We start from the raw sequence: 24,517 nt of genomic DNA, 5'->3' as shown, positions 1-24,517 counted from the left end.
AGCAAGCATCGCAATCTATGCTTGCCCAGGCAAACCAAGCACCCCAAGGAGTTTTGCAACTGCTACAGTAAAAAAAGATGGGAGTCTCAGGGAGGAGTTTTTACTCCTCCTTTTTATTTGTCTTTTTCGTACTGATAACATATACTTACTGTATCTATTATGAGGAGGAATATTGTGGATAGTCAGATATTTGACAGTCTGGATACGATTTTTCGTGAACACCGATTCCAAGAAGGTCATAGAGGCCTCACCGCTCTTATAGAAACCTATCTAGAGCAGGCACGACCAGACGAGCAGAGCCACCTGGCAGAATACCTCTCCATCTATGAAGACGCCTTGCATAATAAAGACACGGTTCGTCTTCTCGATGTACTCAACTACTTCATTCGTCCACTTCTCTGCACCTCGTAAGTTTTTTGAAAGGTTTTTCATGGATACATACGCAAAAATATGCAGGCTCTTGGCAAAACACAACGAAAGATTTGGGAACGACTTGACTCATTTTCCGACTTCTCTCAAAGCCCCCTGTATTCCATAGATACAGTGCAAGAACAGCCCTACCTTCTGCGGCGACGGAACAACTCTGAATATATCCAATTTACCAGCATGATGAATCCCCAAGGAGAAGCAGTTCTCTACGCAGATACAATCGACTTTTCAAAGAACCGCATTTCCGTTATTCAAATCGGTGTGGGTTTGGGGTATAAGGCACGGGAAATCCTGAACCGACTTAATAGCAAATCCATTCTATTTCTCTGCGAAGAAGACCCCCATCTCATTGTGGAGTTTCTTCGACGTCACGATGTCAGTCAGGCCATAGAAAAAACGCAACTGCTTTTCATATCCTCAGGCATAGAGTCCTACCCCATGGAACAGCAAATCAAAGAATTGGCGTGTGTGTATTTTCCCAATATGACCGCACCCAAGCGTGCGATTACCTTTCCCGTATATGATCCCGCCTATATTCGATTCTCCCGCACAGTTCTGCAGCGACTTGAAGAGGAGAAAAACTATGTGAAATTTGGCATGGGAAACAGCGTAGATGATACTCTGGTGGGGCTGAACAACTACTTGGCGAATCATGAATATCTTCTTACGCATGTGGGGATTCGTGAATTTATGAAAACTGCCCAGAAGCGTTACCGGAATAAACCCGCTGTTATTGTTGCCTCCGGCCCCTCCCTCAACAAAAACATATCACTCTTAAAAGAAATTGATGATCGCTGTCTGATATTATCCTGTGACGGCTCCATGAATCTCTTGCAAAAACATGGGATTCGGGTTGATGCCGTGGGATCTGTTGAAAGAATAATGTATACCTATGACTGTTTTTATCGAGATGCCACCTTCCCTGAAGAAACAGTAGTGGTAGCACCGACTGTGGTACAGCCTCCCCTTCTCGAAAAATTTTCCCGAGGTATTACCTTCCCCAAAGCGGGAATACCCACGGCAGAGTGGGTCAACCAATTCAGTGAAGATGCAAAGGGTTCTATGATCTGCGGCCCCTCCGTATCTCACATGCTGTTTAGTTTTGCATACCAAGGCGGATGCGACCCAATTATCCTCATTGGACAGGACCTCGCCTACTCAGAAGAAGGCTACTCTCATAATTCCGAAGCTGAGGCGGTACAAAAAAAAGTTGACACCATGGATGATCTGGAGCATTACGTTGAAGACTATGCAGGAAACAAGCTGCGAAGTACCGATGTCTGGACCAAATTTCTTAAGGCATATGAGAACATGATCCAGCTGACCAGGAATACCACCGTAATCGATGCAACTGAAGGCGGTGCATACATCCGTGGTACAGAGATTCTTCCCCTCCGTGAGGTTATTGACACCTACATTGCTCCCTCTGCTCCCATCGACCCTTTACATAGAGTCTACGACGAGTGGGAGATGGATACAGACCTCTATGAACGATCACGGATACGGGCTGTACAGAAAACAGAAGAAAAGATTGAGGAGTTCCTAACGTTTCTTACCGATGTGGAAACCCTCCTGGACATGCTTGAGGAAGCACGTGAGATTTGTGATGCAGGAATTACCACACAAAAGCAACTCGACTTTATATACGACACCATTGATTTTGGTGGCAAAGAACTTCTCAAAACAATTCGTGAAACTCCCATGTATAATATTCTCTTCCGTTACTACATTCAAGTGGCAATCTACTCGTTAAATACTGTTGATGGAGAACATTTTACCGAAGATAATATTCTGAAAAACATCCAAATTCTTGACGGGCTCTATAAAAAAATTGAGTTGTATGCGAAGAAAACCGTAAAAGTACTTCTCACGCACCACCGTTCCTTCTCGATATCTGCCACAGAGGAGCTGAAAGAAGCGGGAATTACACCGCGCGACTACGCACTTCGTGCAGAGGAATTCTCCGATGAGACCTACGACCTTCCCTTTCGGGTATTTTATGGAAATCAAGGAGTGAAAAAACCGTAGTATGAGCCGTACCCTTGCCACCATCATCGAAGAGATTCAGCTCTTGACAGAGGAATTCTACACCAATGGAGCGGAAGCACAGGCATTTCAGCGCGTGGTTCCCCTCCTCGATGAAGCCCAGGAGATTCTCCATGCCCTACACCATGAACCATCCTTGACAAACTATTACGAGTGGCTCCACAATATACTTCTCTTGTTACAGGATGCTCTTGACTTTGATGACTGGATAAAAATAACCGACCTTATCAGCTTTGAACTGCGTGAATTCTTTCTTACCTGTCACTCCCGGGGGATTCTCTGTGATCCTGAATAAAAACGTTCTCATCCAAAAGATACGCTCAGCCTTTCCTCCAACTTACACCACGGAGTTTGACACCCTTTCTCGCAAGGAGGAAGGCTCCTATTATCGCTCCTTTTACAGTTCATATAACGCTCCGCTTTTGGGAAAACTCTTTGCACAAAAGAACTTCCACCAAAAAGGCGACTACTTGGTCTATGGCCTCGGAGCGGGGCAATATATATTTGAACTGCTCGAAGCGGGGTTTTCCGGCACTCTCTACCTACTGGAGACTGATCCCTACCTCGTAAAACATCTTGAGGAGACCTCCCGTATACTCTCTCTTCTTGAAGACACCCCTCAGATCGTCTTTGCTCTATGCACAACCCAAGCAGAGCTCCACCAATTTCTTCACCGTCTTCCCACCACACTCCATGTCAGATACTTCCCCGGTTCTCTGAATACCATTGCGTCCCCCCTTACGGCACTGCAACACTGGCTGCAAAATCGACGTATCGACCTTGCCAACACCTCTGAAGAGCAAGAGCACTTGTTTGATGAAAACAGCAGCCACAACCACGCACGAAACGATCCAGATTTTACCACCACCATTCTCCCATCTCTCCATACCCTGCCCCTCCTCATACTCATGGGTGGCCCCTCCCTGCATGAAGCACTTCCGTACCTATCACAATTGCGTCCATATTTTGTACTGCTCTCTACCAGCAGAAACGGCTCCCTTTTAGCAGAGGCAAACATCCTCCCTGATTTCTGGATCGATATGGATCCATGGCCAAAACACAAGGTGTGGAGCCGTCTTAAAACGGCTGACCCACGAGCCGGCCTTATCTATCTTGATACCACCTCTACGCTCATTCATTCATACTTCTCCGGAAAAAAGTACATCCTCTATTCCCACACGTCCTCTCCAGGAAAAAAACAATTCCCTTAGGGCATTCCACCGTAGGATCCCTTGCCATAGGTATCGCCAACGCCATGGAGGCTTCGCAGGTTGTGCTTGCCGGCCAAGACCTTGTATTTTTCGAAAACAGATCTCACGCCACGGGCCTCCAAACACAACGCACCCTCAGGAAAACGGCCCCATCTCTCGGGTGTAATGATGGAGTGAGTCGCCCCAGTTCTCCCGAATTCATCCGTTTTAAGGAATCTCTGGAAAAGCAGCTCTCCCGCAGTGCTGCTCCATGCTATACCCTCTCTGAAAAAGGGGCGAAATTACAGGGCGTATCCTTCATATCCCCCAAGGATCTACAAAAATCGTGCTCCCACGGAGCGCAAGTGGCAGAGTTTCGCAAAAAACTCGGGCAGATTCAGTAAAAATGATAAAAGAATACGTAATTATACCGATACATATACTAGAAAGGGAGGAGCCATGGAGATACAAAACAGACCTTCAGCAGAACAAAATCCTACGGCTTCACTGTCGCGAACATCGGCATTGCAGAACGAACATCCCCAAGCATCTCGCCATGTCCATTCCCACGAGGAAGAAGCTGCAACAGCACCTCTTAGTGCACTAACGGATGAACATGCCAACAGAATGATTGAAGACAGTATTGCTCAGGCAAATAAAGTGTTGGAAACCTATAATAGAAGAATTGACCGTTCGGTTCATGAGACTACAAAGGCGATGATATACCGAATTTGGGATACAGAACGAGATGAGATTGTAAAAGAGTTCCCCCCGAAAAAAATTCAGGATATGATCTCAAAGATGTGGGAACTTGCTGGCCTTGTTGTGGACGAACAAGCCTAACTTTTCACGGAGGAAGCTATGGATGCCTCAAGAATGAGTGGCCTTATATCAGGCTTTGATACAGATACAAAAGTACAGGATCTAATGAAAACCTATCAACACCGTGTCGATCGGGTTGAACAGGACAAGACCTGGGTTGAGTGGCAGCAGGAGGAATATCGTAACACAATTTCTGATATAAACTCCTTTCAGAACTCCTATTTTGATATTTTGAACAGTGAGTCCAATCTCCGGTCTCCCCGTGCTTTTAACGAGTTTGAATCATCGGTCACTCTGGGTGGCACAGATACCCCTATTGTATCGGTGTCCGGACAGTCCCATATCTCCGATTTTAATCACAAGATTAGTGAGATCTCACAACTTGCCACGGCAGATACATGGCGCGGCGATTCAGTAATCCCCTCCATTGAGGGAGAAGGTCTCCATGTCCCCTCCGTAAACGACCTGATTAGCAATGGGTATGACACCATTGGAATTAGTGTAGACGGTACTACACGCAACATTACTCTTTCGGGCAACTATGACACAGCAGAGGATTTGGCAACCGATCTTCAAGAGCAAATAAACACCACCTTCGGCGACGACGTTATGGATATCTCCGTTGATGGAGGAGAGCTTCAGATAACCCCCGGAGCAGGACACTCCGTGCGACTCCTTTCGGTGGATGCAGGGGTTCTCGAAAATATTGGGTTTTCAAGTGGCGATAAAAACTATATTTCCACCACGGGAGAAATTCACGAGGTCTTTGACCTTGCTCCGGGAGAAACCTTCGAATTTGCCATCAACGGAGAAGAGTTTTCCTTCTCGTCTGACACCACCGTACGCGAATTTATGAATACGGTAAACTCCTCACAGGCAAATGTCAACCTCACATATAACTCCCTTGAAAACCGCTTTATTCTTATGAGTGATGAGACCGGTGTTTCAAATAATATTTCCCTTGATGATACAGACGGGTTCTTTGCGGATCAATTACAGATTACCAACTCAACAAATCCAGGGCAAAATGCACAGTTTACTCTCAATGGTGTCACCACAACGCGAAGCAGCAACACCTTTGAAATAGACAATGTTCGGTATGAACTCAATAACACCTACGATGGCAACATGGGGGATATTGATATTGAGATCAGCACAGACACCCAAGCAATTATTGACAAAATCACCTCCTTTGTAGATGATTACAACGCCCTTATTGAGGATATTAATGCCAAAACTGGGGAACGACGAAGTTTTGAGCACCGCCCCTTAACTGTCGACCAGCGTCGTGCCATGGATGAGCATGAAATTGAGTTGTGGGAGGAACAGGCCCGCCGCGGATTATTAGGCAGGGATACCCAACTGGAAAGTATGACCACTCAGATGCGCCGCGCCCTTGCTGATCCCGTAGAAGGAGTAAGTATTACCCTTTCCGATCTGGGTATAACAACATCACGAAACTATCTTGAACGGGGAAAGCTGGAGGTAGATGAGGACAAGTTGCGTCAAGCCCTCGACTCAAACTACAATGAAGTGGTAAACCTCTTCACCCAAACATCCTCTGTGCGATATAACGATTGGGAGGATCGGGCAACCCGGCGAAATGAGCAAGGCATTGCTGAACGACTGAACGATATCATGCAGGATTATACCCGGACCACCCGTGATAACAACGGTCAAAAGGGGATTCTTGTTGAACGTGCAGGGGTTGAAGGAGATACGAGCTTCTCAAATAATACTCTCTCAAAACAGTTGAAAGAGTTTGATACCCGCATTGCAGACCTTGAACGCACCCTTGCCGAAAGAGAAGCCTACTACTACAATCTCTTTGCCTCCATGGAACAAGCCATGGCGCGAATGGATAGCCAGGCTGGCGCACTCATGAACATGATGTAGGAGCATGCCCACCATGACGGCAGATGATCTTATAAAACAGATATACAAAAAAACACGCCTCATGGTAAGCAGTTTAGACGATGAGGATGTGGCGCTCTTCAATACCACCGTTGAAGAGCGCGGCGAGCTTATTCAGAAATATGAAACCCTCTCTCAAAAATCAGCTTCAACACCGGCCGTCTCCACGGAATCGCAACAGCTGCTGAGAAAAATTCAGCAGGAAGATGTACGTTGCCACCAAATTTATGAACGACTATACGAAAAATACTCACGGGAGTATTCCTCAATTCTGGAAGATATACACACCCTTTCACGAAAGAAGAATGCCTCACGAACCTATCTTGCAAAACCACAGGCAGGATCTCTCTTCGACCAGCGCCACTAACCCCTTTTCAACACTACTGCTGTCTCCAGATGCGCCGTGTGGGGATACATATCAAAGAAAGCACAGGCCGTAAGCTCATACCCCCTGCTTCGGAGAAAGCGAACATCTCGAACCTGTGTAGAGGGATTACAGGAGACATACAGGATATGTTCCGGTGCCAGCCTTATTAGCCCTTGCCGAACCGTTCGAGAAAGTCCTGGGCGCGGTGGATCTACAATTACCGTGGAGTATTCTCCTCTCTGTGCCGTGGAAAAAAAGCGCTCCGCTGACATACCACAGGCCTGGCCATGATGTATTCCTGCTCGATACATATTTTCCTGTGCGCGCCGTGCCATGGTCTTTGATGACTCCACAAGACATACCTTATCATAGCGATGCCCATGATGGAGCGCAAACAGTCCCGTCCCGCCAAAAAGATCGAGAAGAGAGTTCCCTCCCAGGGAATCTGCCTTCCACTGTGCCAAGGCAGAATAGAGATATCTATTACCTTGAAAAAAATCAGTACCCCGTAGCTCCACCTCTCCAGCGTCGGTAAAAAGAGAGCCGGAGGCAGATGACCAGTTTGCAAGGGGAGGAGAAGAGAGCACTGCCCTGCCTGTATCAAGACACATAACTCTGCGGGGCGGATTCGTAATCCTCTGCAGAATAGCCCCCTGATGTTCGAGAAGTTGCGAAAGGGAGGGAGTGAGAAGCGGGCAGGAAGTAATCTGTACCACCTGCCGACTCTGTTTTTGATAGAACCCCATTCCCTCTCCCTGCGGAGAGAGATTCAACTGACACCGCATGCGATAATGGCGGTCCGGCCCTGTGATAACCTCTATTTCAGGAAAGGTGTTGCACCCACCTACGCGCCGAAGCAGATCTTCAAAAATGTCTTTCTTAAATCTCGCCTGAGCCGCAGGGTGTATATGTTGCCAATCACAGCCACCGCACACTCCAAAATAGGGACAAAAGGGAGCAACGCGATGATCTGAAGGGTGTTCTACAGGAACAACACTCTCATAGACTGGAATACCGCCCTGTGTACGAAGATATCGGCATAAAGCTGTCTCTCCGGGAAGCAGCCCCGAAACAAACACAACCCCCGCAGCGGTACGACATAACCCCAAGCCGCCGAAGATCATCTTTTCACAGGTGAGCTTACCCTCGGAGACGAAATCGGCCATACCACCACTCTCCTTTTGTTCCTTCATGGCAGAGAACAAAACCAACCTTCTGAGCAAAGCTGACAACCTCATCCCGCTCTTCACACAAAATGCCGCTCCAGAGGAGGACACCCCCCGGCCGAAGATAGGAGGGAAGCTTTTCTACAATGGGACAGGAGTGTTGCTTAATAATATTTACCACAACCGTATCATAGGGGGGATGAGCAGAAATTGTGCTCAATGTACCAATGTCGTATGAGATGTGACAAGCACTTTTGTTCTGTCCAAGGTTTTCCCGTAAATTATCTTCACAGGCGGGGTCAATCTCAACACCGTGGGCATGGGTATATCCAGCAATTGCTGCAACAAAAAGGAGAATCCCCGAACCGGTGCCAACATCAAGAAGACGGTTTCCCTGCTCTGCAAGAACTGCTGCGGCAGCCAATTGAGTTGTCTCATGATGCCCCGTTCCGAAGGCCATCTTCGGTTCAATCTGTATCCAGTGCTGCCCCGGGCGTATAGACGGTTCTCTCCACACCGGCGAAACAACGATATCATCGGTAATCCACACTGGCTCAATACTTTCCCGCCATTTACTATTCCAATCATACTCCCTCTGCTCCTGCACGGTAGAAGGTTCATAGGCGGCAACCCCATGGTCCGCCACAGATTGTGCGGCAGAACGGGTTTCAAAATAACAAGTAAGCTCCATAGCATCGGGACGTGACAGTTCTTGACACGCAGACATGCCCTGTGCGTAGAGTATGCCAAGAGTCTCTTCATACGCCTCTATGGGCACAGTGATTTCTATATAGTACGTACTACTCATGATTCCCCTTTGAAGATATGAAGGAAAATATATCGTCGTGACAAAAAAGGGGTACCCACAGGAAATCATAGAACCTAGGGGAATTCCTCCTTCGCAGAAAACAAACTCTATCAGAAGAACACTTCGCAACTTTTTTTGCGAGTCCCCACGAAAAATTACGCATGGGTATCTACAGAGCCCTTGCCTCACAGAGGAAAAGAAACTATTTTATGCCACCTTGCACCAGTAGCTCAGCTGGATAGAGTGACGGTCTCCGAAGCCGTAGGTCGCAGGTTCGACTCCTGCCTGGTGCACCACCATAATGTGTCCGATGGTATGTAGATTTCTCGGACCATACTTCCCCGGGGACGCTGGGGCATATCCTCAAAATAATCCCAGAGATTCAACCAAATAAAAAAGCCCGAGCGAGCCTCAGCACCATTTTCAATTTCATACGCAAAAAGCGTATCACCACTATTTTTCACTGAGACGGGGGATACATTGGGAGTATTCTCTCCGTATTCGACAAAACGATAGAGCTCATGACGCTCTCGCGAAGTACCCCGGCCCGTACCGGAAAGACCACCAATGGCAGAATTGAGGCTGATTGTCTCTTGTCGCGGCGATGTATGAATACAAATATACCAGGTAAAGGAATCATCCTAAGGAATCATCCTGTGGAAGAAAAAGGGTATCCCCGATGGGTATAATCGTATCTATGTCAGAAAAAGAGAGGGGGGATCCAGCTGTGCGAGTTCCCCCAAGGTACAGTTGGTCCATGCGCGGGTTTTCATTGATAAATACCTAGGGAATATGATCAAAGCGTGAGTGGTACCGAACATATCCATCGTACCGCCGGGGATACCCCGCCTCAACAACGGCATCACCGGGGAGGGTCAAAATGAGGCGATACTGGGTTGTCAACATTTGCGAAAGGACCTCAATAAAAAGTCCCGGTTCCCCAACAGGGAGAGATTCCACGGCATCGGGGGTCTGAGAAAGAGCTTCGAGAAGATCAATAAGGTCTGTAGTCTTTGTTGAAAAATCCCAATCACTCAAATCAAGGGGAATATTATGATCACGGATAAAGACAGAAAAATCCTCTGGATGCTGCTCACTGGTATATACAAGGGAGTCGGGAATTTCATAGGTCATGCGAAATACCTGGGCTCCCGCAAGAGAGTCGGGGATCTCCTCAAGGGTAAGCCACGGCAGGTACATTGTGTCACGAATACTCCTGTTGCCGAAGAGATTGGTCACAACATTCCACGAGACCTCCCAGGTCATATCATCAACGGTAACGGGGTGTCCCGCAAACACAGCATACAGCACCGCCGTATCTCCGGGAGAAAGATCTGGGTCTTCCAGAGAGAAATCGATAATACGGATCATATCATGATGAACCTCGTCATAGCGGTAGAAAAAATCATCCGTACACCCAGTCAGAAGAATTATGCAGAAAAACAGAAAGCCGCGTATATTCATGTTCAGACTCCTAAAAGGCAAGGGTAAAACCAGCGTCAATGAGGGGGATCATGGAGATATCCTGCCGCTCTTTATAAAAATCATCCCACAGGGTAAACTCAGGATTTTTATGGAAAAACCAAGAAATATTCTGAATATCCACATGGGAGGTCAATATGGTACGTTCAAAAATCCATTGTTTCTCGGCCCGCAAATCAACCTTGAAAAAGGGATCCTTCCTGATAGAGTTTTCCTCACCCGATATCCGTCCGATAGATTTACCCTGTATGTTTTCATTTCCAATACTCACGGGCGTATCGGGGTTTCCCGTGGTATAGTGCATCCGACCGCCCACCTCCCAATTATTGGGAAGGGAAAAACTTCCCACAAGTTGGAGATTATGTGTCTGGTCTTGGTCAAAGAGGCGATACTCCTCTTTTTGCACATCCCACCGCTCACTTCGAGAGAGCGTATAGGCAAGCCATCCAAAAAAGCGTTCTCCCCTGTTGTGACGAAGCATCAATTCCATACCGTAGGTTCTGCCCGTTTCATCGGCTATAAAAAGATTCTGGTTTATATTCTCACGATCAAAATCATCATCAGAATTCTGCATACGGGGAATATCCCACTGCATATTGTAGTATCCTTGAATATCGGTGGAGATACGATCTGTAATCTGCCACTCATGGCCCACCACATAGTGGGCCGCCTTTGTTGCGGGAAGATCAGGATTTCCCCATGTTTCATGGGTGACAAAGCCAAAGGGTTGGGGTGACTGATTATAGGTACCCGCCGCAGCCTTCAGTACATGCGCATCCGAAAGGGAGTACCGTGTAGAGATACGGGCAGAGGGTTCACCTGAGTAGGGAATCCTGCGTCGTCTGGAATATTCCCAAAAATCTGGAAACCAGGCCCCTTCATGGTGTAGCAAGCCGTAGTGGTCATAGCGAATCCCCGGAATAACAAGCCAGTTCTCACGGGGGCGCAATTCCGCATAGACATATCCCCCAATACGGTTCATATCTCCCGTGAGGGTATCACGATTTACCCCATGCACCCCCAAAATATCAAGATAGAGATCATAGCTGCCCAGAGTAACATCTGTTCCCACATGAAGGGAGACTGATTCGGAAAATGTTTTAGAAAGAGTATTTTGAATATCCATACCGTGTACGGTGAGATCCTGCATAAAAAATCCGAAGGCGGCATTATAGGTTTTCTGCTGAAGCAGACTAAAGGTCAGCTCATTGGAAAGGTTTTCGAAAAGGCGGCTTTCCAGAGCTGTGGTAAAACGCACAAAGGAACTGTTATTCTGAATTTTATCAAGATGATCCATATCATCACTGCCAGCAGAAAACTCCTCCTCCCGGAGGTGTATCTCCAACGAATCATACGAACCATAAAGGGAGGTTCTTACGTGATGATCCGGTGAAATAGCATACTCAATGCTGGCAAGATAATCCCAATAAAAGGGAGTTAAGGAGACATCTGGTCCATCCTCAATATTATCAAGTACCGCCGAGGCAATGTCGCCAAAATAGCTTCGCCGGGCAGAGGCCATAATACGAAGATCATCCCGCAGGGGGCCCTCAACAAAGAAATAGGCATCAAGACTACTTGCTCCTACTTTCCCATGGAAGCGATCATCCCGAGCTCTGCGGGTTTGTACATCCACCAGTCCACCAATAGCTCCACCATGACGGACACCCCATCCGCCAGGATAAAAATCAACCGCCTCTATGGCCTCTGAATTTACCACGGACTTCAACCCGCCAAAGTGATAGAGCTGAGGAATTTCCACACCATCAAGGAGAAATTTTGAATCCCAAAGATAGCTTCCCCGTACGGAAATATTTCCACTGCCAAAACTAAGCCGCGCCACACCGGGAAGAGCCTGTACAACCCGTACAGCATCTCCCGATAATCCGGGTACCCGCTGTACTTCCGCAGCGGGGAGTGAACGCCGGCTTACCTCCCGTTCCTCCTTGCGGTAATAGGCCACCACTTCATAGTCATCATAGGAACGTGCCGGTATATAGTAGGTTACAAGGAGTTCTTCCCCTGCACTAATTGCTTCCTCACGACGGAATTCTTCATACCCTCCGGAAACAACCCGTACTGAAAGAGAACAAGCCGGCAGAGAGGCAAAGGAAAAACGCCCCTCTGAATCGGTCTCGGTAATCAGACGTCCCGCTTCAAAATCCTGTCCGTGAAACTCCCCGATACGCCGTAGATATACCTCCAGCGGAACGGCGATATCCTCTGTGTTACGAATATTTTCTAGGACTACCAAAGCATTTGCCATAGGCCGGCGAGTCCCTCGCTCACGGAGGCGCCCTTGAAAGTTTATCACCTCCTCCGTATCTGCCACAACTTCATCAAGGGAGAAATGATAGGCATACTGGAGCTGCACGGCAACAATATCCCCCGTATTAAGCCGGGCCGGTTCAAAGCGAAACTGTTTTGCTGCCGAAACGGCAGTACTATCAAGAACCGGATGAAGAGACTCATCTACAGAAACCTCCTCCACTGTACCGTCCTCTGAAATAAGAAGCTGTAAAAGCACGGTTCCCTCCACACCGGCAGAATAGAGTTCTCGAGGATAGTCTGCTGCAACAAACCTTGTTTGTTCAGGGAGAGTCTTCACAAAGGGCTCCTTATCAAGGAGTATCTCAGAATCCTCCGCGGAGGGGCAGAGGATGCCCAGGCAAGAACTGACAAAATAAGCACCCAAAACACACGGTTTACACCATACATAGCTCACCCTCACGAATGAAGTAATTGAAATCGAACAGGAATAGTGATCCACACTGCCACGGGCTCATTCTAGCGTTGGGCCGGTTCAAATTCCATTTGCAAAACAGCTTCAAGGGCAGCCTCACGACTCCCGTATCCCAGATCGTTTTGTGGTACCGCCTGTCGCACGCTTCCATCAGCATCAACAAGTACCCGTACAGAAATCACCCCCTCGACCCCTTCTTTTCTCATTTCATCGGTGGCAACAGGCGGTACGCGTCGACGAAAGGAGGGAGCCCGGCTGACCAACGCTGCTGATACCAAGGGACCACGAAGATCTGAATCCTCTGCCTGTATCGTATCATACGTTTTATTCAGAATATTTCCCCGACGTCCCACCACAGCATCCTCCGTATCTCCCCCGCTGCCTAATCCTTCACTATATACTTGCTCAACACCAAAAACGCGGCGAGACGACTCTTCCTCAACATCCTCCGAAGGCTCATCCAGTTCTTCTGTAATCTGCACTTCCGTTTTTTGTGACACCTCGGAAACCTCTTCGACAGCATCATATGGGGAAACATCTTCGGTGGGTGGCTCTTCCGAAATATCGACAATCTCCTCTGCGGCGTCTTTCTCAGGCTCCTCTTCAAAGGAAAGCTCCTCCGTATAAAAAAATTGTATCGACTCTTCCTGCGGTCTCTCTTCAAATTCAGGCAGAGAAATCCCCTGAAAAAAGAGCGCCACCAGAACACCGAGAATAATTGAGCAAAGAAGAATTAGACGAAATGGATCGGAGATGCCCCCATTTTCCGATACATGAAACCCTGGAGGTATCTGACTCATCACTCAACCTGTTCTACAAGGATGGAAAAATGTTCAACCCCTGCCTTTGATGAGGTATGCATCACCTTTTTAATAATCTCAAAGGGAATCGTCCGGTCTGCATGAATTAAAAGGCCTTCCTCTCTTCGATCCCGAAGCTCATCATACAAATCTGCTAAGAGCAGCTCTTCTTCTGCACCCGTTTTTTCTATGGACATGACTGGCTCCTGTTCCACCAGTATCATATCGGGGCGAATGTGAATATTTAGGGCGGGATGAAGCTCTGCATCTGTTGTGGACTGGGGCAGAGATATTTTTGGATCAGGGGTGATAAGCTGTCCATCCACGGAAAAATTCTTCAGAAGAAACACCAAAAGAATCACCATGACATCAATAAGAGATGTCAGCTGCGGCCGAAAAGCACCTCCCGCACCAGCAGGAGCTGTACGTGCCTGGGAGATACCCGTACGTTTCATTGTCCTTCCCGCGGGATAAAGGACGAGAGACCAATATCGGTAAATCCTGCTTGCGGCATAGATCCATAAACGGCAACAGGATCGGCGACAGATATAATACTGCGAGAATAATCATCACTGCGGTACCGTATTGTCCCCAGGGCAGAAAGAAAATAGTCTTCGTCAAAAGCAGTGCTGTCAAAGGCAAGAGAATCCAATTTTTCTGCACCCACGGTAATGTACAGGCTGTCCTGAGTAAGAACCACCGTGGAATACATCGAAACCTCTCCATCGGAAGGTGTTGTATCACTCACATTAGAGGGAAGATAAAAATCATGAATGGAGTAGTGTGCAAAAACCGTCATAGATACAAGCAGAGGGATAAGAACAATCATGAGATTCATTACGGGGGTCACATCGAGATCTATCTCTGCCCCGGTTACTTCTGACGGTAAAAACGGCCGTTTTGAAGAGGCGAGCTTCACCGGGACTGTCGTTTATGAAGAAAATTATGGAATCGCAACATCGCATCGTCAAGACGATGGGTGAGGGCCACCTGTGTATTGTGGAGAAAGGTATAGGCCACCATACAAGGTACAGCAATAACAAGACCAAAGGCGGTGGTATTCATAGCCTTTGATATGCCGCCGGCAAGCATGGCCGCCCGCTGGGACGCCTCAAGAGAGTCAAGGGCCATGAAAGCCTCCTGCAACCCCGCGATTGTCCCTAAGAGACCAAGTAAGGTGGCAATGTTTGCAAAGAGAGAAAGATAGTTGAGACGCTGAGAAAAACGGGGAATCTGCAATACAGCCGCTTCGTCAACAGCTTCTGCCACCTCTTCTGGGTTTCCCGTATCATTATAAGTCTTCAAGGCAGTTGCTAAAAGCAGGGAGAGAGGATCTTTTTTTGCTTCTGCAAAGCAGACAGGGTCTCTCCTATTCTGTCTTCGCTCACCGCCTGAGCAGCAGCAAGAGCTGTTTGCGGAGATACGCGTCGGCAGGTGATGTAATAAATATAAGACGTTCAAAAACAACAGCACCAGCTAGAACAAGTACACCAAGAAGTACCCAGCCAAAACTTCCGCTCTCCTGGAAATTTTGTGCGAGAGTTCTCACAAAATCGGGACCGGTAAAGACATCCTGTTCCATAAAATCTCCCGTAGAAAAGAGTTTTCACACGAGCTGTATGCCCTGTGTCCTTAAAAATATATCCCCCAAGCGGTATGGGGGATAGATCTTTACAAAATACGAAGAGTTAGATACACACCTTGCTGCTCGTCGAAGAGCAGCAAAGCCGAGAAAACAGATTATCTTCGAGCCCGGTCAATAATTTCCGATATTTCCGCATCCGATTGCTCCATAACTTCAGCCACCTCAGGATCCATCATCGACCCAAAGGCTCCTGCGTTCATACGGCTGAAGAATACCGTTCCATCAGCAGTTTTATAGATACTCACCCGACACGGCATAAAGGCGGAAACCGGACGATACGCATCTTCAGAAAGAATCCGCGCACTGTATTGCCCACTGCACACATCAATAATAACCACCGGCTGCATTGTGTACCCGCGTGAAGACAGTACACCCGCCATATTATTTACGTTTAACACACTCCAGCCAGCCTGTGAAACTTCATCTTTAAAGGCCGAAACGGTCTCCGCAAACCCCCGCTCACTTGGCTGAACAATGACGGGATCCGGTTGCTGCCCATGGTCGTGAGCAAACACAGTTGCGACACTTCCCATTGCTAGGAATACGGTAAGAATCATTGCGATCATAGATACTTCTCTTTTCATAGATACACTCCTGATAAAAAACATAGTAGTTACATAGTTCCATGATAGTATAAAAACACTACCATAACAACTACTTTCTCTTCAAGCAATCGGCATGCCAATTACCACCGCCACTATTTCACTGCAAAGAGCAGCACAAACACAACACCATTGCATCAAACGAAACACGCGTGCAACACGCCGACCGTCCCTTCCATAAAAATATCTGCAAAGACGATTTTGTGATATATTTTAATAGCAGAGGCAGCCATATGAAAACCATTTTTGAATATCTTGACTACCGCGTATTTCTTCGGGAGTACTACGAACAAAAAAAGGAGGGAAGCGCTTCTTTTTCTCTCCGGCTCTTTGGAAAAAAATCGGGGATAGACCCAAGCTATCTTTCCAAGGTCATCAAAGAAAAACGACACATCGGTGAGCGAAATGTACCCGATCTGGCAGAAGCACTTTCCCTTGACAACCTTGAACGGGAATATTTGGAAACACTCCTTCGTTTCAACAAAGCCCCCACGGAAGAACAAAAACAGCAATTTTTTGAGCAGCTTCTCAGCCTCCGCAGGCCCCATACCAAATGCCTTACGGAAGAGCAATTTCAGTTTTACAGCAAATGGTATTACTCCGCCTTACGAAACCTTCTGGAATTCTACCCCTTCTACGCAGGTGATGACTATGGAGATCTGGGCAAAGAACTATCACCGCCCATTTCAGCAGAAGAGGCACAACAAGGGATTGCTCTTTTAGAAAAACTCTCCCTTATAAAACAAGATCGCTCCCAACGGTATCGCCTCACGGAACACGCCATTTCAACGGGAGAATCGTGGTCCTCCCTGGCGATACGAAACTTTCAGAAAGAAACAATTCTACTCTCCAGTGAGGCCCTACGCAGACACGGCAAGCAGGAGCGTGACATCTCTTCGATTACCATGAATATTACGGAAAAGGAGTTTCCCACTATCCAGAACATGCTTCGGCGCTTTCGTGCCTCCCTTATCAGCTACGTGAATGAAATACCACGGCCAAACCGCGTATACCAGCTCAACCTTCAATTAATACCCCTCTCTCAAAAGCATACCGATACGTCCGGAGACACCAATGATACAGAATAGATTTTGGATACTCCTCTGTGTTCTGCTTACCTATTCATGCTCTCTCGATATCGCCGGAGCAACCTCTGAAACAACCAACGGAGCCGTCGCCATTGTTGACACAGGTCCAGGCGGCATGCAGCCGGCTGCCCATGCCTCTGTATATATTCGTCCTGCCCAGGCACCCCATGACACCGAGGTACTACAGCTCCATACTGACAGAAATGGGCTGGTTCGCATTGACACCGCCCTTACCCCCGGACCCTATCTCTGTGAATTTGTCTATGAGGATACGCTCATGGCCGTGACACAACTCTATGTCACCTCCAGCAACATTATTGATATTACGGACAGTCTCACCCTTCATAAAGGCGGGGTGCTTCAGGGAGATATCGCTCTTCCCGAAGCGGTGGAAGAAGCCACGGTTTCTCTCCCCGGCCTTGGACGGAAAACATCCCTTGACTCTTCGGGAGCGTTCACTTTTCCTCATATTCCTCAGGGAGAAGTAACCCTCCGATACCGCGTCGCTTCTGCGACGCATACACAAGTCCATGAAAAAAATACCACCATTATGTCCGGTGATACAACCCACACACCCACGTTTACTCCCTTGGAAAAAGATTTGGAGCAGGTGTGGCGCTTTATGGAACGCAACTACATGGAACCGAATACGGAAAAGCTGTGGAATCATATTGACACAACGAATAATCGTGTAAGCCATATGTATTTTGATCGCGCGGGTATCCACTATCTTACCTCGGAGATTTTCTCTCTACCCCTTCGACATCTCTCCATGGCGCATAACTACATTACCGAGATTCCCGGAGAAATCCAACAACTAAACAAGCTTACCCACCTTGACTTCAGTAGAAATAATATTCGTGAGGTTCCTGCGGAGATTGCCTCCCTCAACCGCTGCAGGAAAATAGATTTGAGTATGAATGAAATAGAAGATCTTCCCGCACGCATGCTTGAAGATAACACCCTGCGTTCCCTGGACTATATCTATTTAGCTCATAATTATCTTGTAAACCTTGCCCAAGACGCCGCCTTTAACGACTGGCTCAAAAAATTCTCCTATGAAGCGTGGGCAGAAGATCAATACAGCCGATAAAAAAGGGAGCCTTCTCGAGGCTCCCTACTCTAAAAAATAGCGGTAGCCCCCTACTCTTCCGGACGAAGCAAAGGAAACAGGACCACATCACGCAAGGTTTTGGCATTTGTCAGTAATGCCACAATTCTGTCAATACCCATACCCCATCCTGACATGGGAGGCATCCCATATTCCATACAAGTCAGGAAATCTTCATCAACTTCCATGGCATCTTCATCACCGGCATCCTTCGCTGCAGCCTGTTGACGGAACCGCTCTTTCTGATCAAGGGGATCAACCAACTCAGAATAGGCGTTAATTACTTCCCACCCGTTTATCACCAATTGAAATCGATCTGTCTCTTTCTCATTATCATCACTCTGACGAGCAAGGGGAGATAAATCGAGGGGGTGTTTGATAATAAAGAGGGGGTCAATAATGGAAGGACGTGAGACCTTTTTGTACAATAAGTCGATGAGGGTTCCTCGTCCGGCATTACGAATATCAATGTCATCATCAAGGCGAATATTTTTGTCTTCCATGGCCTCCAAAATATCTTCCCGCTCAAGGCATTCGTAGATATCAATACCACAATCGCGCAAAATGAGATCTCGAAAGGAGATTCGCGGCCATTCACCTCCAAAGGAAATCTCTCTCCCATCATACTCAATAGTATCACTTCCTGTTATCTTATTCACAAGATCCTTCATAAGCTGCTCGGTAAAATTCATATTATCCTCATAGTTCCAATATGAGGCGTAATACTCCAGCAGCGTAAAGTCCGGTAGATGTGACGCATCCACCCCTTCATTACGGAAGGAACGGGCAAACTCATAGACCCGCTCAAACCCCCCAGCAGCAGCACGTTTCAAGTACGTTTCAGGGGCAATACGCAAATACACATCAATATCAAGAGCATTATTATGGGTAACAAAAGGACGGGCCAAGGCGCCGCTGGCCTTATTTGTTAAGACGGGCGTATCTATTTCAACAAAATCATGGGCATCAAGAAAGGAGCGGATAGTCTGTATTACCTTTGATCGTGTTTTAAATCGCTCCATAACATCCGGGTTCGAGATGAGTTCAAGATACCGTCGGCGCAGCTTTAGCTCCGAATCGGTCAACCCGTGAAACTTCTCAGGTTGCGGGCGCAATGCCTTGGACAAAAAAGTCCACCCGGTACTGTTGAGAGTTTTTTCACCGGTTTTTGTACGAATCATTTCCCCCTCGATCCCCACGAAATCACCAATATCAACAACACTCTTAAAATCTTTAAAGGTGTCACCGAGATTTTTTTTCTGTAAGGCAAACTGAATCTTACCATCATAGCCGAAAAGATGTCCGAACATGAGATTTCCCATCTTCCGCAGAGCAACAACGCGCCCCGCAAGACGGACACCACCATGTCCTTCCGGGAGCTCCACGGCTTCAGCGATGGTATGTGTTCGTTCGTACCGATCGGCATAGGGATGTTGACCGATCTCTCTAATCTTCTCTGTTTTCTCTAGGCGAACATTCATTTGATCATTCATTGTTTCCTTCGTCACGTCTCACCTCATACTGACAATGTAATATTCCTGATAAAATACGTTATGGAGAGAATCATGTTCTTCTTCTCTCTCTAAATCCTACTTATTGTTCCACTGAGGAATATAAAATTTCATTTTTATATACTCTTTGCTTCCCAATTATGTATAATTTATACGTTACGGAATAACCAAACCCACAGGAGGTTCAATGGAAGGCAAAATTTCCCAACTCGCGGAAAAACTTCTGAACGAAGGTGTTGAAAAGGGTGAAGCGGAAAAGAAACGGATTATTCAAGAAGCGCAGAAAGAAGCAGAATCCATCGTTCAAGAAGCGGAGAAACGAGCGGAAAAAATCAAAGATGCGGCGGAGAAAAAAGCCCAAGAGATGATTGAAAATGCTCAGTCCGAGATACGCCTTGCAGGTAATCAGGCTGTGAGCGCCCTCAAGCAGGAAATTACCGACCTCATTATCCACAAAACAGTGGATAATCCTGTAAAAGAAACCCTGTCAGACCCAGCCGTAATGAGCGAATATGTGACAAATGCCTTGAAAAATTGGGAAGGTGGTGAGACATCCCTCGAGGTGATTATCCCCGCCAAGATGCGTGCGGAGATGGACAAAAAACTCATTGCATCTTTAGAAAAAGAGTTGGGGCGCACAATCACCCTTACAGAATCAACGTCTCTGCAGGGAGGATTCCAAATCGCCTCTCCTGAGGAGGGATATAAGATTACCTTCTCAAAGGATGACTTTGCGGCATTTTTCGGCGAATATCTTCGTCCGAAAATTAAAACATTGTTGTTTGGAGAGTAAGAGTTATGAAACGCAACTACTACTACCTTGTTGCGGGGTTGCCAGACCTACTACGCGGGCGGAGCAGTAAAAAGCTACAGGCCCATACGCTTCGTGCGGAAATTCTACAGGAACTCGACCCGGCAGACCAGCGCTTAGTGCGGTATCTTTGTCATCGCTACGATAATGATAACTGCCTTGCCCTTCTTGCGGGGAGAAAGCAATTTGACCATCGCGGTTTTTTCTCCCGTGAAGTTCTTGAGTTTCGTCTGGAAACCCTTGAGGGACTTCCCTCATACCTGTGTGAATATCTGCAAAACAGGAAGGACGAAGTACGCCTCTTCAGCACTCTCACGAAAGAGGATGAACTCCATGCCCTGTACTATGAATCGCTTCGTTCCATGAACAACTCTTTCGTGAATGCGTGGGCTGAGTTTGACCTAAACATGCATAACTTTTTCGGCGCCCGAAATGCGGATATTCTTGGCAAGGAACGTGAGAAAAGCGTACTTCCTCTCAACGAAACGGCGGAGCGTATTCTCAAAAGCACTGCCAGCGACTTCGGCATGTCTGCACAGCACCCCTGGGTAGAGGAAGTTCTTTCAAATTACGACACCCCCATAGATCTGGAAAACAGCCGCGACAGAATTATCTGGAATACCCTTGATGAACTCACACAAGGGTATACGTTCACCGTAGAGGTCGTTCTTGCATTTATTATTAAATTGCATACCGTAGAACGATGGAACAACCTCAATTCTGAGCGAGCTGAGAAGCGACTCAAAGAGTTGCTTCAAGAAACAAAATCCATGGTACAACTAAAGAAATAGTAACGGAAGGATAAACAAACAATGAGCACCACAGGTAAAATAGAAGGAATCGTTTCAAACCTCATTAAGATATCCGTTGATGGTCCAGTAGGCCAAAACGAGATCTGTTATATTGCTCATGACGAGACAGAACTCATGGCAGAGGTGATAAAAATTGATGGAGACACCATTGCGGCCCAGGTCTTTGAAAGCACTCGAGGCCTAAAAGTCGGTTCAAAAGTGCGCTTCACCGGGGAAATGCTCTCCGTATCTCTTGGACCGGGGCTCCTTTCAAAAACGTACGATGGGTTGCAGAACGATTTACAAAAAATGGACGGCGTCTTCCTTACAAGAGGTGAGTACACCGATCCTCTTGAGAAAGAAAAGAAATGGGATTTTACCCCCACAGCTGCGGCCGGAGACACGGTGCAAGCAGGTTCGTGGATTGGTAAAGTAAAAGAAAACTGGCTTGACCATAAAATAATGGTACCCTTCGACCTCTCCGGAACCGCCACAATCAAAACAATTGTGGATGAAGGAGCGTACACCAGTGATGAGGAAATTGCGGTCATTGTAGATGAGAATGGTGAAGAACGAAGCTTGACCATGACCGTAAAATGGGCTGTAAAAGAAGGTATCACGGCCTATAAAAACAAACCCCGTCCCAAGAAAATGTTTGAAACAGGGGTTCGCGCCATAGATACACTCAACCCTATTGCTGAGGGTGGCACCGGTTTTATCCCCGGCCCCTTCGGCGCAGGAAAAACGGTTTTGCAACACGCTCTTTCAATGCATGCCGAGGCCGATATTATCGTCATGGTTGCCTGTGGTGAGCGAGCCAACGAGGTAGTGGAGATTTTTACAGAGTTTCCTGAGCTTGAAGATCCCAAATCAGGTCGAAAACTCATGGAACGGACCATTATTATTGCCAACACCTCGAATATGCCCGTGGCAGCCCGTGAAGCATCGGTGTACACCGGCATGACCATTGCCGAATACTATCGTTCCATGGGAAAGAAGGTGCTGCTTCTTGCAGACTCTACATCGCGCTGGGCTCAAGCACTTCGGGAAATGTCAAACCGTCTTGAAGAACTTCCCGGCCAAGATGCCTTCCCCATGGACCTTTCTGCCATTATATCAAACTTCTATGCACGTAATGGATATGTGGAGCTTCCCAATGGAGAAAGTGGTTCTATTACGTTTCTCGGAACGGTCTCACCCGCCGGGGGGAATCTCAAAGAGCCTGTGACAGAATCAACAAAGAAGGTTGCACGCTGTTTCTATGCCCTTGCACAGGAACGGGCTGACAGTAAACGATACCCCGCCATCGACCCAATTGAAAGTTATTCAAAATATCTTGAATATCCCGAGGTGGCAGCTGATCTTGACGAAAAGATCCAGAAGGGGTGGTCTGAGATGGTCTTTGAAATGAAGGATATTCTTCTACGTGGGAAAGAGTCGCGCGAGCAAATTAACATTCTTGGCGATGACGGGGTTCCCATTGAGTACCATGTCATCTTTAATAAGTCTGAGATTATTGACTTTGCCATTCTTCAACAGGATGCCTTTAATGACATTGATGCCTCGACCCCCATAGAGCGACAGGCATACATGGTCAACATTGTAATGAATATCTGCCGAAACTCCTTTGAATTTGACAATTTTGATGAGGTTGGTGGATTTTTTATTAAGATCATAAACTTCCTGAAACAGATGAATTACCAAGAGTTTCAGAGTGACGATTTTAAACGAATTGAAAAAGAGCTTATGGAGCATGTAGAGACACGACGTATCGACTTTTCTCAAAAGGAAAAATACGCTGATGAGTCTCTTGATATGGAAGCGGAATTGGAAGCAAAAGAAGCCGGAGGCGTTGACCGATGAAAACCAAGGCATTTAAGAAAATTTATACAAAAATAGAGAAAATTACGAAGGCCACATGTACCATTCGTGCCACGGGTATTGGAAACGAAGAGATGGCCTATGTAGGAGGAAAGCCCGCCCAGGTTGTAAAAATCAACGGCGACGAAGTAACCTTACAGGTATTCCCCGGAACCATGGGGATTGCCACAAATACAGAGGTGGTTTTTACGGGAAAAGCTCCGACGTTGAAAGTTTCTGATGAGTTACGGGGACGCTTCTTTAACGCCTATGGAGAACCCATCGACAGTGGATCGGCCATTGAAGGAAATGAAATTGAAATAGATGGGCCTTCTGTAAACCCCGTAAGACGACAACAGCCGTCAGAGTATATGCCCACAGGGATTGCAGGAATTGACCTCAATAACGCCCTCGTAACGGGCCAAAAAATTCCCTTTTTTGCGGATCCTGACCAGCCATACAACCAGGTAATGGCTGATGTTGCATTGAAAGCTGAAGCAGATATGATCGTCCTTGGTGGCATGGGGTTATCAAACGATGACTACCTCTACTATAAAGCGCGTTTTGACGATGCCGGAGCCCTGGATCGGATTGTGAGTTTTGTGAATACCACTGACGATGCTCCCGTAGAACGGCTTCTGGTGCCGGGAATGTCCCTTTCTGCGGCAGAGTATTTTGCCGTCGAAAAGAATATGAAAGTCCTTGTACTTCTTACGGACATGACCCTCTATGCCGACGCCTTGGCCATTGTATCAAACCGTATGGACCAAATTCCGTCCAAGGACAGTATGCCTGGTTCTCTCTACTCCGATCTGGCCAGAAATTATGAAAAGGCGGTCCAATTTCCTGATGGCGGCTCAATCACAATTATTGCGGTTACCACCCTCAGCGGCGGCGATATCACCCACGCTATTCCCGATAACACGGGGTATATCACTGAGGGACAACTCTACCTTCGTCGCGACACTGACGTCGGGAAGGTTATTGTAGATCCATTCCGTTCTCTTTCACGGTTGAAACAACTGGTAATTGGAAAGAAAACACGGGAAGATCATCCACAGGTGATGAACGCCTGCGTCCGTCTCTACGCCGACGCGGCAAATGCCAAAACAAAACAGGAAAACGGCTTCGATCTCACCGACTACGACGAACGGTGTCTTTCCTATGCCTCAGATTATTCCGAGAAACTCTTAGCAATTGACGTTGAAATTAAGACTGAAAAAATGCTTGATACAGCGTGGGAAGTCATTTCTAAATACTTTTCCAAGGAAGAGGTGGGTATCAAGAAAGACGTCATGGACAAATATTGGAAACACAATTAATCTTCGGTC

General features: G+C 47.1%; 25 protein-coding genes and 1 tRNA gene. 15 read left to right on the top strand and 11 right to left on the bottom strand.

The window, feature by feature from the left end; translation table 11 throughout:
• Positions 1-174 precede the first annotated feature (174 nt).
• From CALK_RS06040 to CALK_RS06005, 8 genes are read left to right on the top strand one after another with little or no spacing between them, the layout of a single operon-like run.
• Positions 175-411, top strand: a complete 237-nt coding sequence (locus tag CALK_RS06040) for a hypothetical protein (protein WP_022636780.1) — start codon at positions 175-177, stop codon at positions 409-411.
• A gap of 39 nt (positions 412-450) precedes the next feature.
• Positions 451-2,457: a motility associated factor glycosyltransferase family protein gene (locus tag CALK_RS06035; RefSeq protein WP_022636779.1), complete on the top strand. Its 2,007-nt coding sequence runs from the start codon at positions 451-453 to the stop codon at positions 2,455-2,457.
• 1 nt (position 2,458) lies between these two features.
• Positions 2,459-2,770 (top strand): hypothetical protein, encoded by a 312-nt coding sequence (locus CALK_RS06030; RefSeq protein ID WP_022636778.1) that lies wholly within the window; start codon positions 2,459-2,461, stop codon positions 2,768-2,770.
• Complete coding sequence (locus CALK_RS06025) at positions 2,757-3,686, top strand: 6-hydroxymethylpterin diphosphokinase MptE-like protein (RefSeq protein WP_022636777.1); 930 nt, start codon at positions 2,757-2,759, stop codon at positions 3,684-3,686. The genes CALK_RS06030 and CALK_RS06025 overlap by 14 nt, the downstream gene beginning before the upstream one ends.
• A gap of 44 nt (positions 3,687-3,730) precedes the next feature.
• Complete coding sequence (locus CALK_RS06020) at positions 3,731-4,069, top strand: hypothetical protein (RefSeq protein ID WP_022636776.1); 339 nt, start codon at positions 3,731-3,733, stop codon at positions 4,067-4,069.
• 55 nt (positions 4,070-4,124) lie between these two features.
• Positions 4,125-4,508, top strand: a complete 384-nt coding sequence (locus CALK_RS12150; protein ID WP_022636775.1) for a flagellar protein FlaG — start codon at positions 4,125-4,127, stop codon at positions 4,506-4,508.
• Positions 4,509-4,526: 18 nt separating this feature from the next.
• Positions 4,527-6,383: a flagellar filament capping protein FliD gene (gene fliD, locus CALK_RS06010; RefSeq protein WP_022636774.1), complete on the top strand. Its 1,857-nt coding sequence runs from the start codon at positions 4,527-4,529 to the stop codon at positions 6,381-6,383.
• A 13-nt stretch (positions 6,384-6,396) separates the two neighbouring features.
• Positions 6,397-6,768: a hypothetical protein gene (locus CALK_RS06005; protein WP_022636773.1), complete on the top strand. Its 372-nt coding sequence runs from the start codon at positions 6,397-6,399 to the stop codon at positions 6,766-6,768.
• Here CALK_RS06005 and CALK_RS06000 read toward each other — a convergent pair.
• Entirely contained in the window at positions 6,765-7,934 is a 1,170-nt protein-coding gene (locus CALK_RS06000; protein ID WP_022636772.1) for a class I SAM-dependent RNA methyltransferase, read from the bottom strand. The two genes, CALK_RS06005 and CALK_RS06000, sit on opposite strands and share 4 nt — an antisense overlap.
• Positions 7,909-8,742 (bottom strand): 50S ribosomal protein L11 methyltransferase, encoded by an 834-nt coding sequence (locus CALK_RS05995; RefSeq protein ID WP_162146706.1) that lies wholly within the window; start codon positions 8,740-8,742, stop codon positions 7,909-7,911. The genes CALK_RS06000 and CALK_RS05995 overlap by 26 nt, the downstream gene beginning before the upstream one ends.
• Positions 8,743-8,961: 219 nt before the next feature.
• Between CALK_RS05995 and CALK_RS05990 the strand changes: the two genes are divergently transcribed.
• A tRNA-Arg gene (locus CALK_RS05990) sits at positions 8,962-9,038 on the top strand.
• A gap of 487 nt (positions 9,039-9,525) precedes the next feature.
• Here the strand turns inward: CALK_RS05990 and CALK_RS05985 are convergent.
• From CALK_RS05985 to CALK_RS05950, 8 genes are all read right to left on the bottom strand, one after another.
• Entirely contained in the window at positions 9,526-10,206 is a 681-nt protein-coding gene (locus tag CALK_RS05985) for a hypothetical protein (RefSeq protein WP_022636770.1), read from the bottom strand.
• A gap of 10 nt (positions 10,207-10,216) precedes the next feature.
• Positions 10,217-12,832, bottom strand: coding sequence for a TonB-dependent receptor domain-containing protein (locus CALK_RS05980; protein ID WP_022636769.1), 2,616 nt, complete (start codon positions 12,830-12,832; stop codon positions 10,217-10,219).
• A 179-nt stretch (positions 12,833-13,011) separates the two neighbouring features.
• A complete protein-coding gene (locus CALK_RS05975; RefSeq protein ID WP_022636768.1) occupies positions 13,012-13,767 on the bottom strand; it encodes an energy transducer TonB in 756 nt (251 codons plus the stop codon).
• Positions 13,767-14,222 (bottom strand): ExbD/TolR family protein, encoded by a 456-nt coding sequence (locus tag CALK_RS05970; RefSeq protein ID WP_022636767.1) that lies wholly within the window; start codon positions 14,220-14,222, stop codon positions 13,767-13,769. The genes CALK_RS05975 and CALK_RS05970 overlap by 1 nt, the downstream gene beginning before the upstream one ends.
• On the bottom strand, positions 14,219-14,686 hold the full coding sequence (locus CALK_RS05965) for a biopolymer transporter ExbD (protein WP_022636766.1): 468 nt from the start codon (positions 14,684-14,686) through the stop codon (positions 14,219-14,221). Before CALK_RS05965 ends, CALK_RS05970 begins: the two co-directional genes overlap by 4 nt.
• Positions 14,683-15,240, bottom strand: a complete 558-nt coding sequence (locus tag CALK_RS05960; RefSeq protein ID WP_275574369.1) for a MotA/TolQ/ExbB proton channel family protein — start codon at positions 15,238-15,240, stop codon at positions 14,683-14,685. Before CALK_RS05960 ends, CALK_RS05965 begins: the two co-directional genes overlap by 4 nt.
• The gene (locus CALK_RS12845) at positions 15,152-15,349 is read right to left on the bottom strand and encodes a hypothetical protein (protein WP_022636764.1); all 198 of its coding nucleotides are present in this window, start codon (positions 15,347-15,349) and stop codon (positions 15,152-15,154) included. Before CALK_RS12845 ends, CALK_RS05960 begins: the two co-directional genes overlap by 89 nt.
• 158 nt (positions 15,350-15,507) lie before the next feature.
• Entirely contained in the window at positions 15,508-15,969 is a 462-nt protein-coding gene (locus CALK_RS05950) for a DUF302 domain-containing protein (RefSeq protein ID WP_420806142.1), read from the bottom strand.
• Positions 15,970-16,247: 278 nt separating this feature from the next.
• Between CALK_RS05950 and CALK_RS05945 the strand changes: the two genes are divergently transcribed.
• The gene (locus CALK_RS05945; RefSeq protein ID WP_022636762.1) at positions 16,248-17,102 is read left to right on the top strand and encodes a TIGR02147 family protein; all 855 of its coding nucleotides are present in this window, start codon (positions 16,248-16,250) and stop codon (positions 17,100-17,102) included.
• Positions 17,089-18,195, top strand: coding sequence for a hypothetical protein (locus tag CALK_RS05940; protein ID WP_022636761.1), 1,107 nt, complete (start codon positions 17,089-17,091; stop codon positions 18,193-18,195). Before CALK_RS05945 ends, CALK_RS05940 begins: the two co-directional genes overlap by 14 nt.
• A gap of 50 nt (positions 18,196-18,245) precedes the next feature.
• On the opposite strand, the gene lysS is transcribed toward CALK_RS05940, so the two are convergent.
• Entirely contained in the window at positions 18,246-19,721 is a 1,476-nt protein-coding gene (gene lysS / locus CALK_RS05935; RefSeq protein ID WP_204365300.1) for a lysine--tRNA ligase, read from the bottom strand.
• A gap of 190 nt (positions 19,722-19,911) precedes the next feature.
• Between lysS and CALK_RS05930 the strand changes: the two genes are divergently transcribed.
• From CALK_RS05930 to CALK_RS05915, 4 genes are read left to right on the top strand one after another with little or no spacing between them, the layout of a single operon-like run.
• On the top strand, positions 19,912-20,517 hold the full coding sequence (locus CALK_RS05930) for a V-type ATPase subunit E (RefSeq protein WP_022636759.1): 606 nt from the start codon (positions 19,912-19,914) through the stop codon (positions 20,515-20,517).
• 5 nt (positions 20,518-20,522) lie between these two features.
• Entirely contained in the window at positions 20,523-21,326 is an 804-nt protein-coding gene (locus CALK_RS05925) for a DUF2764 family protein (protein ID WP_022636758.1), read from the top strand.
• Positions 21,327-21,347: 21 nt separating this feature from the next.
• Positions 21,348-23,189: a V-type ATP synthase subunit A gene (locus CALK_RS05920; RefSeq protein ID WP_022636757.1), complete on the top strand. Its 1,842-nt coding sequence runs from the start codon at positions 21,348-21,350 to the stop codon at positions 23,187-23,189.
• Entirely contained in the window at positions 23,186-24,508 is a 1,323-nt protein-coding gene (locus tag CALK_RS05915; RefSeq protein WP_022636756.1) for a V-type ATP synthase subunit B, read from the top strand. The genes CALK_RS05920 and CALK_RS05915 overlap by 4 nt, the downstream gene beginning before the upstream one ends.
• The last annotated feature ends 9 nt before the right edge of the window (positions 24,509-24,517 follow it).

This window comes from Chitinivibrio alkaliphilus ACht1 (assembly GCF_000474745.1).
GTDB lineage: Bacteria > Fibrobacterota > Chitinivibrionia > Chitinivibrionales > Chitinivibrionaceae > Chitinivibrio > Chitinivibrio alkaliphilus.
This window is presented reverse-complemented; position numbering and strand designations above follow the sequence as displayed.

What these genes read in the sequence shown, in the direction of transcription:
- CALK_RS06030 (WP_022636778.1), top strand. Translation starts at nt 2,459, where the DNA reads ATGAGCCGTACCCTTGCCACCATCATCGAAGAGATTCAGCTCTTGACA.
- CALK_RS12150 (WP_022636775.1), top strand. Translation starts at nt 4,125, where the DNA reads ATGGAGATACAAAACAGACCTTCAGCAGAACAAAATCCTACGGCTTCA.
- CALK_RS06020 (WP_022636776.1), top strand. Translation starts at nt 3,731, where the DNA reads ATGGAGGCTTCGCAGGTTGTGCTTGCCGGCCAAGACCTTGTATTTTTC.
- CALK_RS05975 (WP_022636768.1), bottom strand. Translation starts at nt 13,767, where the DNA reads ATGAGTCAGATACCTCCAGGGTTTCATGTATCGGAAAATGGGGGCATC.
- CALK_RS05945 (WP_022636762.1), top strand. Translation starts at nt 16,248, where the DNA reads ATGAAAACCATTTTTGAATATCTTGACTACCGCGTATTTCTTCGGGAG.
- CALK_RS06000 (WP_022636772.1), bottom strand. Translation starts at nt 7,934, where the DNA reads ATGGCCGATTTCGTCTCCGAGGGTAAGCTCACCTGTGAAAAGATGATC.
- CALK_RS05920 (WP_022636757.1), top strand. Translation starts at nt 21,348, where the DNA reads ATGAGCACCACAGGTAAAATAGAAGGAATCGTTTCAAACCTCATTAAG.
- CALK_RS05985 (WP_022636770.1), bottom strand. Translation starts at nt 10,206, where the DNA reads ATGAATATACGCGGCTTTCTGTTTTTCTGCATAATTCTTCTGACTGGG.
- CALK_RS05930 (WP_022636759.1), top strand. Translation starts at nt 19,912, where the DNA reads ATGGAAGGCAAAATTTCCCAACTCGCGGAAAAACTTCTGAACGAAGGT.
- fliD (WP_022636774.1), top strand. Translation starts at nt 4,527, where the DNA reads ATGGATGCCTCAAGAATGAGTGGCCTTATATCAGGCTTTGATACAGAT.
- CALK_RS05995 (WP_162146706.1), bottom strand. Translation starts at nt 8,742, where the DNA reads ATGAGTAGTACGTACTATATAGAAATCACTGTGCCCATAGAGGCGTAT.
- CALK_RS12845 (WP_022636764.1), bottom strand. Translation starts at nt 15,349, where the DNA reads ATGGAACAGGATGTCTTTACCGGTCCCGATTTTGTGAGAACTCTCGCA.
- CALK_RS06035 (WP_022636779.1), top strand. Translation starts at nt 451, where the DNA reads ATGCAGGCTCTTGGCAAAACACAACGAAAGATTTGGGAACGACTTGAC.
- CALK_RS05950 (WP_420806142.1), bottom strand. Translation starts at nt 15,969, where the DNA reads ATGATTCTTACCGTATTCCTAGCAATGGGAAGTGTCGCAACTGTGTTT.
- CALK_RS05970 (WP_022636767.1), bottom strand. Translation starts at nt 14,222, where the DNA reads ATGAAACGTACGGGTATCTCCCAGGCACGTACAGCTCCTGCTGGTGCG.
- CALK_RS05915 (WP_022636756.1), top strand. Translation starts at nt 23,186, where the DNA reads ATGAAAACCAAGGCATTTAAGAAAATTTATACAAAAATAGAGAAAATT.
- CALK_RS05940 (WP_022636761.1), top strand. Translation starts at nt 17,089, where the DNA reads ATGATACAGAATAGATTTTGGATACTCCTCTGTGTTCTGCTTACCTAT.
- CALK_RS05925 (WP_022636758.1), top strand. Translation starts at nt 20,523, where the DNA reads ATGAAACGCAACTACTACTACCTTGTTGCGGGGTTGCCAGACCTACTA.
- CALK_RS06005 (WP_022636773.1), top strand. Translation starts at nt 6,397, where the DNA reads ATGACGGCAGATGATCTTATAAAACAGATATACAAAAAAACACGCCTC.